The 16,996-nt window shown below is 42.6% G+C and carries 17 protein-coding genes and 1 pseudogene; 8 read left to right on the top strand and 10 right to left on the bottom strand.

Annotation, left to right across the window (positions count from 1 at the left end; all coding sequences use genetic code 11):
* Positions 1-7: 7 nt before the first annotated feature.
* Positions 8-646 (top strand): GTP cyclohydrolase I FolE, encoded by a 639-nt coding sequence (gene folE / locus QUF19_RS07015; protein WP_048658458.1) that lies wholly within the window; start codon positions 8-10, stop codon positions 644-646.
* A complete protein-coding gene (gene folM / locus QUF19_RS07010; RefSeq protein WP_286298047.1) occupies positions 643-1,359 on the top strand; it encodes a dihydromonapterin reductase in 717 nt (238 codons plus the stop codon). Before folE ends, folM begins: the two co-directional genes overlap by 4 nt.
* A 91-nt stretch (positions 1,360-1,450) precedes the next feature.
* On the opposite strand, the gene QUF19_RS07005 is transcribed toward folM, so the two are convergent.
* From QUF19_RS07005 to QUF19_RS06980, 6 genes are all read right to left on the bottom strand, one after another.
* On the bottom strand, positions 1,451-1,807 hold the full coding sequence (locus QUF19_RS07005; protein WP_286298046.1) for a hypothetical protein: 357 nt from the start codon (positions 1,805-1,807) through the stop codon (positions 1,451-1,453).
* A 54-nt stretch (positions 1,808-1,861) separates the two neighbouring features.
* Positions 1,862-2,734, bottom strand: a complete 873-nt coding sequence (locus tag QUF19_RS07000) for a patatin-like phospholipase family protein (protein WP_286298045.1) — start codon at positions 2,732-2,734, stop codon at positions 1,862-1,864.
* Between the two features lie 387 nt (positions 2,735-3,121).
* Positions 3,122-3,676, bottom strand: coding sequence for a hypothetical protein (locus QUF19_RS06995; RefSeq protein ID WP_286298044.1), 555 nt, complete (start codon positions 3,674-3,676; stop codon positions 3,122-3,124).
* Positions 3,677-3,842: 166 nt separating this feature from the next.
* Positions 3,843-4,358, bottom strand: coding sequence for an RNA polymerase sigma factor (locus QUF19_RS06990; RefSeq protein ID WP_286298043.1), 516 nt, complete (start codon positions 4,356-4,358; stop codon positions 3,843-3,845).
* Positions 4,359-4,440: 82 nt separating this feature from the next.
* Entirely contained in the window at positions 4,441-4,689 is a 249-nt protein-coding gene (locus QUF19_RS06985; protein WP_286298041.1) for a thioredoxin family protein, read from the bottom strand.
* Positions 4,690-4,722: 33 nt separating this feature from the next.
* Positions 4,723-5,709 (bottom strand): permease, encoded by a 987-nt coding sequence (locus QUF19_RS06980; protein ID WP_286298039.1) that lies wholly within the window; start codon positions 5,707-5,709, stop codon positions 4,723-4,725.
* A gap of 395 nt (positions 5,710-6,104) precedes the next feature.
* On the opposite strand from QUF19_RS06980, the gene QUF19_RS06975 reads away from it, so the two are divergent.
* The 3 genes from QUF19_RS06975 (at position 6,105) to QUF19_RS06970 (ending at position 9,106) form a co-directional block, all read left to right on the top strand.
* Positions 6,105-7,613, top strand: coding sequence for a DUF3360 domain-containing protein (locus QUF19_RS06975; protein ID WP_102314247.1), 1,509 nt, complete (start codon positions 6,105-6,107; stop codon positions 7,611-7,613).
* A 418-nt stretch (positions 7,614-8,031) separates the two neighbouring features.
* Positions 8,032-8,175 (top strand): WYL domain-containing protein, encoded by a 144-nt coding sequence (locus tag QUF19_RS26435; RefSeq protein WP_353505926.1) that lies wholly within the window; start codon positions 8,032-8,034, stop codon positions 8,173-8,175.
* Between the two features lie 160 nt (positions 8,176-8,335).
* Positions 8,336-9,106: an alpha/beta fold hydrolase gene (locus QUF19_RS06970; protein ID WP_286298038.1), complete on the top strand. Its 771-nt coding sequence runs from the start codon at positions 8,336-8,338 to the stop codon at positions 9,104-9,106.
* A 170-nt stretch (positions 9,107-9,276) separates the two neighbouring features.
* Here QUF19_RS06970 and QUF19_RS06965 read toward each other — a convergent pair whose 3' ends face one another.
* Both QUF19_RS06965 and QUF19_RS06960 read right to left on the bottom strand, forming a co-directional pair.
* On the bottom strand, positions 9,277-10,203 hold the full coding sequence (locus QUF19_RS06965) for a hypothetical protein (RefSeq protein ID WP_286298037.1): 927 nt from the start codon (positions 10,201-10,203) through the stop codon (positions 9,277-9,279).
* Positions 10,204-10,502: 299 nt separating this feature from the next.
* Positions 10,503-10,630 (bottom strand): annotated as a pseudogene (locus QUF19_RS06960) (alpha/beta fold hydrolase); the annotation flags it as partial.
* A gap of 80 nt (positions 10,631-10,710) precedes the next feature.
* On the opposite strand from QUF19_RS06960, the gene QUF19_RS06955 reads away from it, so the two are divergent.
* From QUF19_RS06955 to QUF19_RS06945, 3 genes are all read left to right on the top strand, one after another.
* A complete protein-coding gene (locus QUF19_RS06955; RefSeq protein WP_286298036.1) occupies positions 10,711-10,968 on the top strand; it encodes a hypothetical protein in 258 nt (85 codons plus the stop codon).
* Positions 10,969-11,033: 65 nt separating this feature from the next.
* Positions 11,034-11,156, top strand: a complete 123-nt coding sequence (locus tag QUF19_RS06950; protein WP_261890851.1) for a hypothetical protein — start codon at positions 11,034-11,036, stop codon at positions 11,154-11,156.
* A gap of 582 nt (positions 11,157-11,738) precedes the next feature.
* The gene (locus QUF19_RS06945) at positions 11,739-12,650 is read left to right on the top strand and encodes a hypothetical protein (protein WP_286298034.1); all 912 of its coding nucleotides are present in this window, start codon (positions 11,739-11,741) and stop codon (positions 12,648-12,650) included.
* Between the two features lie 466 nt (positions 12,651-13,116).
* On the opposite strand, the gene QUF19_RS06940 is transcribed toward QUF19_RS06945, so the two are convergent.
* Positions 13,117-13,947: an alpha/beta fold hydrolase gene (locus QUF19_RS06940; protein WP_286298032.1), complete on the bottom strand. Its 831-nt coding sequence runs from the start codon at positions 13,945-13,947 to the stop codon at positions 13,117-13,119.
* Positions 13,948-14,065: 118 nt separating this feature from the next.
* On the bottom strand, positions 14,066-16,831 hold the full coding sequence (locus QUF19_RS06935; RefSeq protein ID WP_286298030.1) for an AAA family ATPase: 2,766 nt from the start codon (positions 16,829-16,831) through the stop codon (positions 14,066-14,068).
* Between the last annotated feature and the right edge of the window lie 165 nt (positions 16,832-16,996).

The following is a 16,996-nucleotide window of genomic DNA, read 5'->3' as shown; positions in this document are numbered from 1 at the left end:
GAGAGTCATGCTGAATACAGAAGCCGAAAAAGTAAGAGAAGCTTTGCTCGCAAAAGGACTTGAAACCCCAATGACACCGAGCGAAATGAACCCCAGCCAGAAGTACAACCGCATCAAAGGACTTTTAACGGAAGTGGTCAGTACGCTTGGGCTGGATTTAACCGATGATAGCCTCGCTGAAACACCCCATCGCATTGCAAAGATGTACGTACACGAGATATTTTCCGGGCTCGATTACGATAACTTCCCAAAAATCAGTGTTATAGAAAACAAAATGTCCGTTGATGAAATGGTTAAGGTATCGGACATCGACCTAACATCGACGTGCGAACATCACTTCATCACCATCGATGGTTTAGCAGAAGTGGCTTATATCCCTGAAAACAAGATTCTTGGGCTGTCTAAAATCAACCGCATTGTTCGCTTCTTTGCTCAGCGTCCTCAGGTACAAGAACGCCTTACTCAGCAAATCTTAGTTGCGATACAGACTCTCGTTGAAACAGAAAACGTGGCCGTGACAATTAAAGCAACTCACTATTGCGTTAAGTCCCGAGGCGTTATGGATGCAAACTCTGAAACCTCTACAACCGCGCTTGGTGGTATTTTCAAAACTAACCCTCAAACCAGAGCTGAGTTTTTACGATGAGTGAAACGATACTAATAACCGGCGTGGGAAAGCGACTTGGCTTCGCACTTGCGCAGCAACTTTTAGCAGATGGATACAACGTGGTTGGCACCTATCGCAGCGACTACCCGCAACTGCAATTATTGCGCGACAGTGGAGCCGACTTGCAACAGGTCGACTTTTATCAAAAAAGCAGCCTAGACGACTTTCTTCATTATGTTGGTCAAGAATATAAGACACTCAGAGCCGTCATACATAACGCTTCCGACTGGAAACCCGAGAACAAGACAGATCCCAGTGAAAATGCATCACACATCATGCACCAGATGATGACGATTCACGCTTCCGTGCCTTATCTGTTCAATTTAACACTCAAAGACCAACTGATGTCTGGCGATCAAACTTCAGACATCATTCACATCAGTGATTACGTTGCGGAAAAAGGCAGTAAAAAACACATCGCTTACGCCGCCAGTAAAGCTGCGCTCAACAACCTGACGCTGTCGTTCTCAGCAATGTTGGCTCCCAAGGTCAAAGTAAATACCATCTCTCCAGCCATGATTAAGTTCAATGACCATGACGATGAGGCATACAAAAACAAAGCGCTGCAGAAAGCTCTGATCCCCGCAGAAGCTGGCTTTGAGGAAATAATAGATGGCATCAAGTTTGTGTTGGCCAGTCACTACATGACAGGAAGAACCTTGCACCTAGATGGCGGTAGGCATTTGAAGTAAAGCCCATGTATTGTGGGCTTACTCAACACAGAAACTCAAAAGACTAGCTGCTGTTACCAAGAAACCGTTATAAGCTAGAAACTGCTATAACTTAGAAACTGCTATAAGAGTGAGGAAGGCATTTTTCTTCATCCCATCCAGACAGTTCAATGTTGATCCATGATTTACGCTTCTCATTACACAGTGAAGCGATATTGATGATAGGTAGCTGACTGCGAAACTGCGCGGTAAGTATGACCTTTTTACTTTCACTTAGGCTGCTTCGGCATTGCGCCAAAATAGCTTCTGTATCTAACCGGTGTGCATTCTCGATAATCTGAATATCGGCGTTGTCTTGATAACAATCTATCAGCCAAGACACGGCAGGCGCGTCTACGCTGGTTAGCACGATGACATCTTTGTTTGTGACCCATTCTTTGAGTTCAAGTTGTTTGAGTTCAGTTTGCATAAATCCCCTCTTCGTCAAGCCTGTTGTCCACTTATCAAAGCCTTTTAGTTGCCATTAAAGTCGGTTGCCTAATTTAGCCTGTGCCAAATGGTAGCCTCTGTCTATCATCTCTTGTGAACGATCAAACTCTAAGGTGCCACAGGCATTGCGTGGAAGCTCAAGCGTAATATCGGCAGGATATGCGGCTAATTTTTGACGAGCAATGGTCGATTGCATCGCATCAAACGCTTGGTTGGCAATGTCGTAGGCCGCAAAATTAAAGCTCATTTTGCTTTTTACACTGCTACCGAGGTTATCGATAAAGTGCACCACTTTATCATGCAGGTTGCTCTCTTTTGTAGGTAGGGAAACCGGTATCACTTCCTGTTGAAGCATTTCAGGTTCACCACCTAAGTTCACAGCCAGAGTAAAGTCTGTCTTATCACCGAAGGTAGGTGCAATCGGTACGGGATTGAGTACCCCTCCATCAATCAGCGCTTCGCCATTAATCACATGAGGTGTGAAGAACAATGGTAAAGAGATAGAGGCACGAATGGCATCAAACAGAGAACCTGATTGCAACCAAACCTCTTTTTCATCGGCGACGTTGGCAGCAACCGCGGTATATGGGATAGGCAAATCTTCAATTGAAGTCTCACCAATCAGCCCACGCAGCGTGTCGATAATCTTATCGCCTTTGAACATACCACTCGACTGCCATGAAAAGTCCAACAACATCGCCATATCACCTTGGTCGATACTGGTCACCCACTCTTCAAATTCATCCAACTTACCCGCAGCGTAGACACCGCCAATAAGTGCGCCAATTGAACAGCCAGAGATGGATTTTATCTCATAGCCATGCTCAATCAGCCAACGGATGATTCCAACGTGAACCAAGCCTCTCGCGCCACCACTACCCAGTACCAATGAGATCGTTTTTGCCATCGTACTCATCCTTTAAATCGTTAGCTCTTTAGCTCTTTCAGCAAAATCATATCACTTCGTGTCACCGTAAGCAGTGTAATGCTTTGAAAACTGTCCCATATGTACATCTAAGTGTGCCTGCGAAATGAAATCGAGGCGGTTTAAGAACAATGGTGAAAGATATAGATACTCTAGACTACCTCCCCCAATACCAAAAACCAAAGCCCGAAGTCCGAAGTCCGAAGTCCGAAGCCCAAAAACCAAAACGCGTCATTCCAGCAAGCCTAAGCGCGACTAGGAATCTGGTTCCCACGAACGCTTGATACAAAAAGGTCGCCCACTTGAAAGCAAGCGACCTCCTGTTGTTCATTCTATTTCTATGCGCATTGTGTTTATGAGAACAGGGAATTACAGCACACGTAAGCACTCTTCTGGCGATAAGCTCAAGAGTGTGTTGGCGAAGTTGATCTTCTCATCTCGCCATTTCAATGCCGCTTCTCTGCTGTCTTGCGAATGTCGGTCAGCTTCAAAATAGCTTTGTCTTGGTAGTCCGTTTGCTGGCGTCATCACCATGGATTGTTCGTTCAAGCGAATCGTAAATAGGAACTGACCACGCTGCCCGGTTTGCGCGGCTGGATGGTGTAATGTGCTATCACAGCAATAGCGCTTATCACGTAATGCGCGGCATGTGTATTCAAAGGCATCTTGAGCGCCACGCCCAGGGAACGCCGTATAAATACTGATGCCATCACGTTGCAAAGACTGATCACCCACGGCTAATTTAACCGCGTACTGGAGTATCCTAAAGCCCAGAACCACGCCGCCAATGCTGTTCAACCCACTGTATTGAATTGCCCCCTCTAAGCTGAGTCGAAGTTTGTCTTCGCCTTCATAGAGAAAGAGATCAGGCGATGCCCAATCACTCTTTGGAATAAGCAGTTGAGTAATATCCGAGTGTTCCATGTTGGTCTCCGAAACAATGAGTGTATTTGAGACCACAAACATAACGTAATGAGAATTATTATCAATAAGTTTCAATTAGAAACGTTACTTCCAGAAGGATTTAAGGTTCAGCTTGAAAGGGCTTAACGCTCTACTTGAAAAGACTTAAGGCTCTGCTCGAAAGGACTTAAAGCTCTATTTGAAAAGACTTGAAGTAACAGACGCCCGTTTGATCTTGAGTCACTTTGCATTCACTCACCAAAATGGTTTTGAGTTCTATACGGGCTCGACGTAAACGCGCCTTCACGGCTGGTAGGCTGAGCTGGTGTTTCTCTGCATAGTCTTTTTGTGCCATGCCGTTGAGGTCACATTGTTCTATTACATCGCGCTCTTGCTCGGTGAGTTTGACCAATACTTTGGGAAGGCAGCGTTGAAGCTGAACCATCGCTGGGGAAATGTCCGTGGGCATCACAAACTCTTCGATGTCTACCGAATGTATTTTCCGTCTCAGTTGGTCAACAAGGTGGTTTCTGGTCATCTTAAACAGCCATGATTTACCGTCCTGCAATGTACAGAAACGCTCGCTGTTTCCCATGGCTTTCAGAAACACTTCTTGCATGATGTCTTCCGCTTCGTGCGGATTTTGGGTCTGTTTTAGTAGCCATCCATAAAGACTAGGTTCTGCATCATTCCACGCATTCATCAAACATTTCATTCTTCAATCTCGATTATCCGTCGCGCCTGCTCATTCAAAAAAGCGGCACGCGCGACGCTCTTTCCTTACTTTACGCTACAACATTTTCTTTGAGTAAAGCGCGAACCAGATCAACAGATGGCACCGATCCCGTGTGTTTTAACTCACCATTAATCGCGACACCCGGTGTGCTCATAATGCCAGCTTTCATAATGGCTTCTAAACTGGTGACTTTTTCAATGTTGATTTGCTGCCCTAACTCTTGTGCGACCTCGGCAAACCGTTCTGCGGTGACGAGGCAGTTCTTACAACCTGAACCATAAACTTGAATGCTTTTCATATCAGACTCCTGTGAGCATGTGCTCTGCTGTGATTAATAGAAGAAATTGAACAACCAACCCGTGATGGAAATAGCCACCAGCAAGTAACCCGCGATTACACCAAGCAATCGGTATTGCATGACTTGTTTGAGCATCATGAACTCTGGCAAGCTCACTGCGACCGCCCCCATACAAAACGCAAGCGTGGTTCCCAGTGGCATACCTTTGTCTATCAACGATGCCATGATTGGCACGATGCCCGTTGCGTTTGTGTAAATCGGAATGGCACTGAGTGTCGCGAGTGGCACCGTCCACCACTGGCCGTGTGCGAGGTTTTGCTCGAACCAATCCGCCGGAACAAAACCATGAATAAACGCCCCAATACCGACACCAACAAAGACCCAAATCCAAATGCGCTTGAAGATGGTACTGGTCTCGTTCACGGCAAATTCATGGCGCTCTTTAAACGTCATTGGGGTTGATTCAACCGTCGTTTGAGGCTGTTCATCTAACTCATTGGCTTTTTGATACGCTTCAGCGAGGAAAGGTTGTAACCAACGGTGGGCTCTAAAAGCATCTAAGACAAAGCCTGCAAAAATGCCAAGCGACATGCCAATCACAATGTACATGATGGTGAATTTCAGCCCGAGGACACTGCCAAGCATGATGATCACCACCTCATTGATCAGAGGCGATGTAATAAGAAATGCGATGGTCACACCAATGGGAATACGTGCTGAGACAAAACCCATGAACAGCGGAATAGAACTGCACGAGCAAAACGGTGTAATCGCACCAAATACAGAACCCAAGAAGTAACCTACACCACGGCGCTTGCCTTGTAGATATTGGCGAACTCTGTCCACACTCAAACTGGCTCTCAGTGCGGAGATAACATAAATCAACACGACCAATAAGACTAAGATCTTACTGGTGTCTTCAATAAAGAAATGAACGCCTGTTGCCATTGAGGTACTGGCTTCCAAGTTAAAAATGGAATACGTCAGCCAGTCGGCAAAGTAGGTAAAAATGTCCAACATAGTGGCACCCTCTAAACGATTTACCTCTAACACGTTTGAGGTCGCGAAAGGATGCACACTTTTCTAAATTATTTTTTGGTTTTGATTTTTAGGCTCGATGTCAGAACAGATTCACTTGGCCGTTCGTTGTTGCAAGTGGCTTTATTGTTCATGTAATTAATGGCTTATCAACAAACTGACTCATCCCCTTTACCGTCTCCCATATTAGCCTTCAAACTCTACGACTAATGTCTAACTACCTGAGACTATTTGTTTTTTTTGGTTTGGTATAAGGTACTAACAACTAAATGTTAATGAATTTTTAATGATAAGTTGACGCATTGTTTTCACTTTTGCGTGAGTCAACAACGTTTGTTGGAATAACACACCTTAGAGTGTGAACGAAAGGAATCAACATGAGCAGTACTTTAGAGTCCGTACATATACAAGCAGATAAGCCTCAAGCGAATGAGGATGAACTCACTTATGAACAACAACACAAACCAAGATCAGAATTTGATTCCCGCGAACAATATTTAGAACATGAATTACAAATCATGGCGCCTAAGCGCTGGCGTCCTAATTTGCCGTTTAAAGATTATCGATTCGAGATAGAAGACACCATCCCAGCAATGGCAGCGACCATTGGTAAAGTTGTTATGGTGGGCGCGATTGCTGCCACCTTTGCAGGGGCTCTCGGATTAAATGAAGACTTCATTCTAGAAAACGTTCGTTATGAACTCCTCATCGCCTCTGTTTTCATTATTATTTTCTCTGGCTTCCTGTTGCCGACCGCGAACCTCGCAGGTACACACGGCCCACTTATCCCTTTGATTCCTATTGTGGTTGCAGCAGGCGGACACCCTATGGCGTTTGGCTTGTTGATTGGCGCTTTTGGCCTAATCTTAGCCATCAGTAAAGGTGGTAGCATGTTGGCCAACCTCACCAGTAAAGGCGTGTGTGGCGGATTATTGCTCTACCTTGGCTTTGTTGGTACTGCCTCTCAAGTGAAAAAACTGTTCGCTTGGGCTGAGGGAATCGGCATGAGCCACATCGCGTTTGTCGTGATCTTTTGCACCATTATCTTGTACGCGCTATTGGAACACTTCCGTAAACGTTGGTTAGCGGTGCCTCTTAGTTGCTTACTGGGTGGTACGATTGCATTTGCCATGGGTGCCCCATTTGCTTTCCACACTGAGCCAGGCTTGCCTAACATGAACCCTATGTATTGGTGGGGCGAAGATACTGGTTGGATGCTAGGCCTACCGACGATTGAACACTTCATGGTTGTATTGCCGTTTGCGATTCTAGCCGTAGCAATGTGGTCACCAGATTTCTTAGGACATCAAGTATTCCAAAAGATCAGCTACCCAGAACGTACCGAAAAAGTGCACATGAACATTGACGACACCATGACCACGGCTTCAATTCGTCAAACGTTCGGTTCTTTGCTCGGTGGTACCAACTTTACGTCTTCATGGGGTACTTATATCGTACCGGCGGCGATTGCTAAACGCCCTATTCCTGCAGGCGCTTTGCTCACAGCTCTATTCTGTATCATCGCCGCTGTTTGGGGCTACCCGATGGATTTAGCTATCTGGCAACCTGTACTGTGTGTTGCGCTGATTGTTGGGGTATTTGTTCCATTGCTAGAAGCTGGCATGGAAATGACTCGTGAAGGGAAAACCACACAATCGGCAGCGATTGTCGTGTTTTCTTCAGCACTGGTTAACCCTGCATTTGGTTGGGCTCTCACCATGCTGTTGGATAACTTAGGCCTAGTTGGTTGTAAAGAACGTAGTAGTGAACTGAGTAAAATGAGCCGTTGGGTGTTGCCTGGCATTATGTTTATTGTATTAAGTGGTGTGATGGCGTTGGTTGGCCTTCTACCGGGGATTCCAGCGATTATCCCGAGTTTTCGTTAACCTCAATGAATATTTAGTTTTGGTTGAAACACAAAAAGGCCTCGCAATCTCGAGGCCTTAGTTTTTCTATGAACAGTTACAAACGCCCTACTTCACTGACTTTAATCGCTTTAATCAACGTGCGTGAACGGTTCTAGTAAACCAAAGCCTCCCCCTCTAGCTCCCCCTCAAATGAAGTTCGCCGATCTCTTTCGATATACGACCGAGGGGGAGAACATTCTTTGGCGCTGCACATGTAGCGATCGGTATTAAGTTCCTCCCCTTCCCATTACCAACATGAGATTAGAGATGTGAACCAAGGGGAGGTTAGGAGGGGATTTGTAGACGATTCTCACGTGTATCTGCCACTTTGTTTTGCCGCGCTACAAAACACAATAATGGAGGAAGTAAATGTCCAGAAAGTTCACGAGTGATATGACTGAACCTTAATTATTTATTCCATCATCATTATGTTCATGTCGCTTGGTGTGAAACACGAAAAGCATTTCGTAATTTTAGGCTAGATCGAATATCAAAATGGCCTCCCTCAACAGAACGTTATCTTTCATCTCGGCACGCGTAATTGAAAAATGGCAATAAATAGGGGGAGTTAATGCTATGGAATTCGCTACTGACATAAACTGTCACTAACATGATTTATATTTACTTTCAGTAGCAAGGTTACTTGCCTCTAAACGGGCTGGTAATTCTTTTCAAACATTCAAAAAAGCATAGGTATCTTCATGGCTAACTGGACTATTGAGCGTCAAGAAAACATCCAAATCGACGATGTGAGCATTTATTTTGATATTGTGGGAGACAGCAGCAAAGCCCCATTAGTGATGCTCCATGGCGGTGCCGGTAGTATTGAAGATTTTGATGCACTGATTCCCTCACTATCACAGGATTATCAATTAATTAGAATTGATAGTCGCGGTCATGGTCGTTCTACGTTAGGCAGCAGTAAACTGACATACCAGCGCTTAGAACTGGATGTTATTGAAGTGCTTAATTATTTGGGAATTAAAGAGACGGCAGTTCTTGGCTTCAGTGATGGTGGTGTCGTTGGCTATCGTTTGATGGCGTCAAACTCAGTGATTATCAGTAAGCTAATTACGATTGGCTCTGATTATAAATTGGAGGCGGGTTCGACCATTTACAATATTTTGTCGGGAGTGACTGGGCAGAGTTGGAGCGAGAAATTTCCAGATTCATATCGCCTTTTTAACGAACTAAACCCAGAGCCGAACTTTGATGCATTCATCGCTGAACTGGTCAGAATGTGGACGGATACAAGCTCATCAGGCTACCCTACGAATACGATTGATCAAATTGATGGCAAGGTACTGGTGATACGTGGTGATGATGATTTCTTTTTCCCTCTTCCAGCAGCATTAGAGCTAGTTAATCGACTTAAAGAATCATCGTTTGCCAATGTACCATTCGCTGGTCATGAGACACATAAAGATCAGCCACAATTTGTTTGCGGTGTAATTAAGCAGTTTTTAGCCTAAGAACACGCAAAGGCACGTAGTGTATGTGTCCCGAATTGTTTCTGTCCGATTCCGAGTTCGCACCCTACTATTTAACTCCCCAATTACCAAAAGGCCTCGTGCACGCGAGGCCTTGTTTTATCTGCGTTCCAACGAACGACTAGCTAGCAATTTACGATGGTAAAACCAAATTAACTCGAGAGCCATTCATCCAATACTTTGATGAATTTAGGGTTAATGAGATAACCGATAGAAGCATGCGGATTGCTTTTTCCGTTGCGAATATTGAGGTTATAAATTGGGTGGATGTCTTTCATTCCGCCGGGTATCAAATCCAGTTTGAGCATATCCTTAAAATCATTTCTAATTTTGCTGTCATGAGAGATAAAATCATCTTCTGCCGAAATGTTTATCCATTGCTGAATGTTTAAAGGGTACTTTTTCTCATCTTTCAAGCGACTCCCTTTTAGCCTGTCTTTTACGTTTTCATCGCCTAACGGTGACCCGAGCGTCAGCAATAAGTTGACCTTCTTATCCGCACCATAATCGTGTCTATACTCTCCGTAATGAGACAACTTCCATAACACGTCATAACTGATCATCGACCCAAGGCTGTGCGACACAATCATCACGTCATCCTGATTATCAAGCGCTTCCTTCAGTTCAACCATTAGCCTATGCCTGACATCGCTACCAAAATAGGTATCTTCATACCAATAATGCGCCATATCCGGCGCGACCTTCGTTATCAGTGTCTCAGCCACACCTAGCTTTCCAAATAGCGATGAAAAAGTATCTGCTAACGCCTCTTTCAGAAAACCAATTTTAGATACCTTGTTATACGTTGTTTTATTGAACTGGCTTGTCTTGTACTTTTTGAGTTCGGACAACGCTTGCTGCCGACTTGCAGGGTCTTCCGTTGGTTTCTCTAATAATGTGTTTGATAGTTCACCGTAATAGACAAACCGTTTATCTACATCTTTAAAAGCTTGTAATGAACTTGAGTCTCCACAATCTCGCTGCAAGCCATGTTCTATAGCCTCGTACCAGAGCGCTTGAAGGGGAGCTTTATCGGGCTTTTGAGCGCGACCATGAATGAATATTATTTTCTTAGCCATAGCAGGACGTCCTAAACACATAGTTAAAGTGATTATCAGTAGAAAGCACCACTAGATTCGGTCAGCCCTTACTAATAACAGTGGTGCTAATTACGTATCTAGGGATGGTTGATAGACCATTTATATAACTATGAGGCACGAGTTTAAGGACCATAAACGAGTGAAAAATACGATCATTACTCGCAAATTAGGAATGAATGTAGCTAGCAAAACCTCTAACTAACAAAAGGTCCTGTACACGCAAGGCCTTTGTTATATCTTTCTAAGGGTTACCACTATCCTTTAATAACTACAGCGCCCTACTTCACTGACTTAACCGCTTTCATCAACGTTGTATTGAACTGGTCTGGTTGCTCTAGTATTGGGAAGTGGCTGAATCTTCGATGTAGTAAAGGCGGTAGTCCTTGATGTGCTTCTTGTTTGCTTCTATTACAGTCAAGGTTGAATTTTTCTTGCTAAAAAGGTAGAAAAGTTTATAGTATTCTTACGTTAAAAATGAGAATCGACATGTCATTACAGAAGAAGCAATCTAAAGTATCACTGAACATTAAAATCTCTTCAGACTTGGATGCTCGCCTTAAACTAGCGAGAAAAGCAGCGCGTGAACAAGGGCTAATGTTCAATGTATCTCAAGAAGTTGAAAAGTTTCTTGAGAAGGAAATAAAGAAAGTGGAACGCCAGCTATCAATCGATGAAGCGATTAAGAATAACCTCGAGGATCTTGGTGGGCTTAATATAGATAAAATGATGAAATCAATGGATTAATCATAATACCGACATGTATTGATTCACTTTTGAATGACGAACGATAACTAATTTTGGAGATAATTATGGGCACAATAATCGGACTGTTAATTTTAGCTGGCATCACTGTATTCCTAAAGCGTCAAACGGGGCTTCACTTGCATGAGTGGATTGCAAAAAAATATAAAGACTCTCAAGACAAAAAATAAACGGTTCTCATGAGAATGACAGAAGCCATCATGTTACCGATTTGGCTTCAAGAACACTTGTACCAAACATAGGGTGAAATGAGACTAAGCGCTGCTGTCAGCTCAAGAACACAACAGACCCATTTCTTCTGTTGTGGAATCTTAATTTACCTTGTGCGGATATCTACAAGGTGTTAATAATTACCCCTATGAACAAAATTTACCTAAACGCAAAAACCACCACTACCACCATGAGGTTACTCAGGAGGTAGTTTTTTGCGTCAATAAAAGACCTCTGAGTGATTCATCGCCAGAGGTTTTTTTGTATCTAGGCTTTGTATTTCACTCAGAATTAACTGGAGATAAATATGAAGACACAACGAAAAATCACCCAGCAACTTATTACGCTTCGTACCGCTAAAACTAGGGATGATCTGTTGGCCTCAGAACAGACAGGAGATAACAGTGAATAAGGTGTCCTTAGAACATTTGGCAGCATGGCTTTTATCAAACCTAAGATAATAGATGCTCGTTCTAGGCGAATTAAAACTAAACTTTAACTATCAATAGTAGATAAAAATTGACACTCAGTTAGGAGAAGACATGCAAAAGAAAGATGATAATGAACAAGTAAGTTCCGTTTTATCCCAATTTGAAGAAACTGCTGTTATCTCTGACTCGGCACAAGTAACCCCGGTTCTTGTTTACGGTAAGCGTCATATAAAAAAAGAGAAACTTGCTGAATTTAAGCATGCGTACCAAGCGCATTCAAAGTCAGCTTACGAAGAAAACCCAGACATTAAAGCAATCTTTGCCTTTCCTGATACAGAAGATCCTTTGGCATACTGGCATATTTTATGGGTCCGAAGTGCCAGTGCGTTTAACGATTACTTGTCTCGCTCTACTCAGGCAGAATCCGTGTGGGATACGTATGATTACTCGCCTGAAAACCTAGACACATTAACCGTGTTTGGCGGGTGGAACGAAGAAACAAAAACCCGAGCGAAAGCAGATTCGGGCGTAAAGTACGACTTTAAGAGCAACCTTGCCGGTTTCATGAAACCTGATGGCGGTAGGGAAGAAGGTCCTCCGCTGTTTGGATTTACGACGCGTTATGTGAAGCCAGGGCAAATACAGAATTTAGGTACGTCATTCGAGACCGTCTGTGACATGTGGCACCAGAAGATTCCTGGCATTTTGATGGCAGCGGTCTTTCCGGACGACGACACGCCCAACTTGGTTCATGACTTGAGAATATTTGCCAACCACAAGTCTTACTTAGCGCATGTCGACAAATCTGATAATTTGCTTACGGAAGCAATGGCAGTATGGTTTGAAAATTACGACACCAGCATTCCGTTCTCTGGGCAACTTTACGCCGCTAGCACAAAGGATGAAGCGCTCCATACAAGCTCAATAAAGTCGAGCTCTACACCCAGAGCCCAACTTGAAACATTCCATTTCAGCGAAGATGGTATGTTAGGACAAATGCCGAATATGACCCGGAACGACTAGCCATCCACTCAGTATCTGTCTGCTCTATAGGATGAAGACCATGAGATCAGTATTGTGAAAGACAGTTCTGGGATTCGACCAAAACCTCCGACTAACAAAAAGACCTCGCAAACGCGAGGCCTTAGTATTTCGATTAACGATTACAAGCGCCCTACTTCACTGACTTCACCGCTTTCATCAACGTTGTGTGAATGGTTCTAGTAGACCAAAGCCTCCCCCTCTAGCTCCCCCTCGAATGGAGTGACCCGATCTCTTGAGATATAAGAATGAGGGGGGAGAACATTCTTTGTCGCTGAACATATAGCAGCACTTGTCACGATCGGTATTCAGTTCCTCCCCTTTATCGTTGCCAACAAGAGATTGGAGATGTAAACCAAGGGGAGGTTAGGAGGGGATTATCAGCCTATTCTCACGTACAACTGCCCTACTTCACTGACTTAACTGCTTTCATCAACGTTGTGTTGAACTACTGTGGTTGCTCTAGCATTGGGAAGTGGCCTGAGTCTTCAATGTAGTAAATGCTGTAATCCTTAATGTGTTTCTTGTTCGCTTCTGAATCCGTTGGCCATAGGCGAGCGTTAACCAATATTACTGGCACATTCACGTTCTCATACACGCGGTGGGCTTCGCCTGTCACGTATTGACCTAGATAATGGCGGAACTGGTTTATCGCGATTGCTGGCGGTGCTGATGCCATGTCTTGCGTTACCCAGTAAAGTAAATCCGCATCTACGTCTTTTGGTAGCGAGTCTTTCACGAACATATTAATGCCTGCTTGGAAGTCTGCTTCAAAGGGTTTGGTCATTGCATCTAAGTCGCTTTGTGAAACCGTTAGTGCGACGTTTTGCGATGTGTCGACACCAATAATACCCTTCACTCTTTTCGGCATCAGTTTAGCCGCTTCTGCAATTACACCACCTGCCATGGAATGGCCGACTAAGATGACGGATTCGAGTTGTTCTTTCTTAATTACCGCTTTGATGTCTTCAGCGAATGCAACCATGGTGTACTCTTCGCGGTTGAACGATGAGTTACCGTGCCCTGCTAAGTCCATGGTGATGACTTGATAGTGTTTTGAAAACTCACTCACTTGGTTTTGCCACAGCCTGCTGTCTAAGCTCCAACCGTGAATGAAGATCAGCGCTGTCTCCCCACTCCCACTTTTGCCATACGCAATTTGCTCACCATCGTGAGATATCGCAATACCGTACTTAACCTTTGAATCATGAGCCATGGTATTAAAGCTACTAAGTGTCATGAATACCAAGAGTGTGATGTTTAGAACTAAACGTTTCATAGTGTCTCTCTACTTACTTTGGAGGGAACACAGAAAGCGCCCCTCTCAATCAATAAGTCACTATAAAATGTGAAGTTGTAGACGGGTCAAGATGTAAATTAGACCAAGCATGATGCAACTAAACTTGTTCTAAAATCTTGTTCAACAACCTTAACTCACTATTGGCTTTTTCAAGGCGGTCTCTGCAATCTTGCACAAGTTCTTGAGTAGCATTATCAACAAAACCTTGATTTGCTAGCTGGCGGGTAGCTTGTTCCCTAATCCATTCATGTTCTGCTTTCTCATGGTTTAGCTTCTCAATAGTTTTGTCTTGATTCAACTGAACCTCAAACACCCATAACTTCTCATAGATTGTTTGAACTTCTAGGCTAGTTGTTGCATGAGAGAAGTTATAGTTATATTCATCAAATGCATGGTGCTCTTGATTTTGACCTCCCCAGTTTATTAGGTCGTTTTTCAGGTAATTAAAGGTATCGACATTCCCGTTCAATGATTTCGCAAACTCGCTATAAGTAGCCTCTAAGCTAATTTCCAACCAATTATCTTTTTTGAGCTGTCTACTAGAAAATGTTGTCGTAATTTGAATTTGATTGTTGACACAATACTCATTGATCATAGTTTCAAACCAAATTCGCGAGTAGACTAAAGCCTGACGAATATCGTACACATCTAACGCTTCTTTAACCTTTTGAGAGTAACTTACACCAAAGTTTTGTATTACTATCCCCTTTGGTGTCGATTTTAATATTTGACTTGAAAATGTATCAGCATCAGTTGCTCTTTTATGTTTGTTGGAAATCTTTTCCCAAAACATTCTGTCATGTGTTGTTATTATCCTTTGAACCTGTTTTAGATAATCATCTTCACTAAACATATCTATAATATTTGACCGATGTTCAGTATCAATTGCATTGACTACATCATCAAAAATAATTATTGGATGACAATTTTTCTTTGCTACAGATAACAGTAAAGCAAGTCCCAAGCCTCTCAAGTGTCCTTCACTTAACACACAAAATGCATCATCTTCACGACCATCTTGCATCTTAAGAATAATTCTATATGTACCACCCAGTTGCTGAAATTTAACTTCCGACACAATTTCATTTGGGTTGTCATGCTTGTTGATCTGACTGTAATAATTGAGCGTTGATTGTTCTATCCCACTTATATTTTCAGCCTCTACTCCTCGCTTGTATTCATTAAGTTCTGAAAACAGTTTCTTGTAACTACCTTCTAGTTGTTTTGCAAAATCGTTAAACCTTTCATCACTAAGAATCTGATTAAATTGATTTTTTCTTTGACTTAGAAAGCGAATTATCTCTTCGTGTGCCTCCGATAGATTGACAGACTTCGTGGCAATATTTGTTTCAAAAACTGTAGCAGAGCTGAGCTTTTCTTCGATCTTATCAATTTCAGAATTCAGAGATTCGAGGCGTTTAGCTTGATTTACTACTCTCTTATTTTTTGCTCTAATCTCAACATTTAATGTTTCTATCTCAGCCGAGAATTCGTTCAATGCTGATAATTGTATTAAATACTCGGCTGAATCCGATTTGTTTGAAGATAAAGTACTATCAATTGCGAGAACCAAGTTTTCCGATAAAGTATCCCGATGAAGATTTAAGAACGTTTGTAGATAGGCAGAGGAAACTGTTATACGTTCTTGTAATTGAAGCTCGATCTTTGTGCAGGTTATCGATGCCCGATCTAAAAACTCTAGTTTCGGTAACTCGTCTTCAACAACTTTCTTTGGATGTTTGTAAACGTCTTTTATGGGTGTTTCACAAGTTGGACAACTCTCAATATCAGACATATCACCGAAATTTTGAATAGCCTTATACAAGTCTTTGTAGTTAACTTTGCTAGCATTAGTTGCTAACAAGTTCCTTCTATTTTCTAATAACTCAATTAGCCAAGTAATTGAATCAATATATTTAATAAGGGAGTCTAGTTTGATCTCTTCACCAACAACTTCAAATTTCTGAGTACTTAACACTAAATGTTTCTTCAACCGATCAAAGTAGTTTTTCCTTGCTACTATATGAGCACTATCATATTTTTCTAACCCAAACAGTTCCGCTAAGAGCTGTTGCTCGCCTTGGATTTCATCTATCTTTGTTTTTCTCAAGCGTCTTTTAGCAGCTAGTTCTTGATTAACCGCGTCATAACGCTCTTGACCAGAGCTTCGAATAAACTCAATAGCTTTAAATGAAGCTGGCTTAACCATTCCATTTACAATGTCATCAATTTCTTCGAGTTCAAACAATGTAGCAAGAACATCTGCTTGTTTAACGTTAGTATCCTTTGAACCCAATAGCGAGAATTCTTGAAGCCTGTTCCTATCAATAAAACAACTATTCCAAAATGGTGATTTAGGGACGACTCCATTGACCAACTCGCAGATAATGCTTGGTGTTCCGCCATTCTTTATATAGTTTTTTAACGGGGTATTTCTGCGATCAGCTTCTTTTACATTATCTGTAAGGCTATATTCGATAGCCTCACATAATGATGTTTTTCCCCCACCGTTTGGTGCAAAAAAGACATTAACACCCTTACTAAATGGGATTAATGTCCCTTGATCATTGTCGTTAAGGGAAGAGAAACCTCTAAAGTTTTTAACTTGTATTGACTTCAGCGGTGTCAGCACTAAATTAGAGCTGTCACGTGCTAAAGTCATATTTTGGTCCACAATTCGTCTATACCTTTCGACCTGCCTTCCAACTCTTCTTCTTAACTGTTCTATGTCACCCAGTTCTGAATAAATTGCTTTTGTAAGCTTTTTGCCCTTCTGCTTTTTAAGCAGAGACAATAAATATAGGTAAGAACAATTATCATCTAGAATTTGATTTTTGAGGAAATTATTTAAATGAAAACTCATGGAGGGCGCGCCTGTGCAACTGGTTGTAATAACATGCTACCACTGAAGCTAACTACATGTTAGTCATAGTTTTATTTGCGAAAGGCTAGATTGATCTATGTAGATATTTGAGTTATTAAACGCGAAAAAGAGCACTGATAATCTCTTCTACACCATCACTAATAC

This window comes from Vibrio sp. FE10, assembly GCF_030297155.1.
GTDB lineage: Bacteria > Pseudomonadota > Gammaproteobacteria > Enterobacterales > Vibrionaceae > Vibrio > Vibrio apostichopi.
The sequence above is the reverse complement of the archived record's forward strand: the minus strand, read 5'-3'. Positions and strand labels throughout refer to the sequence as shown.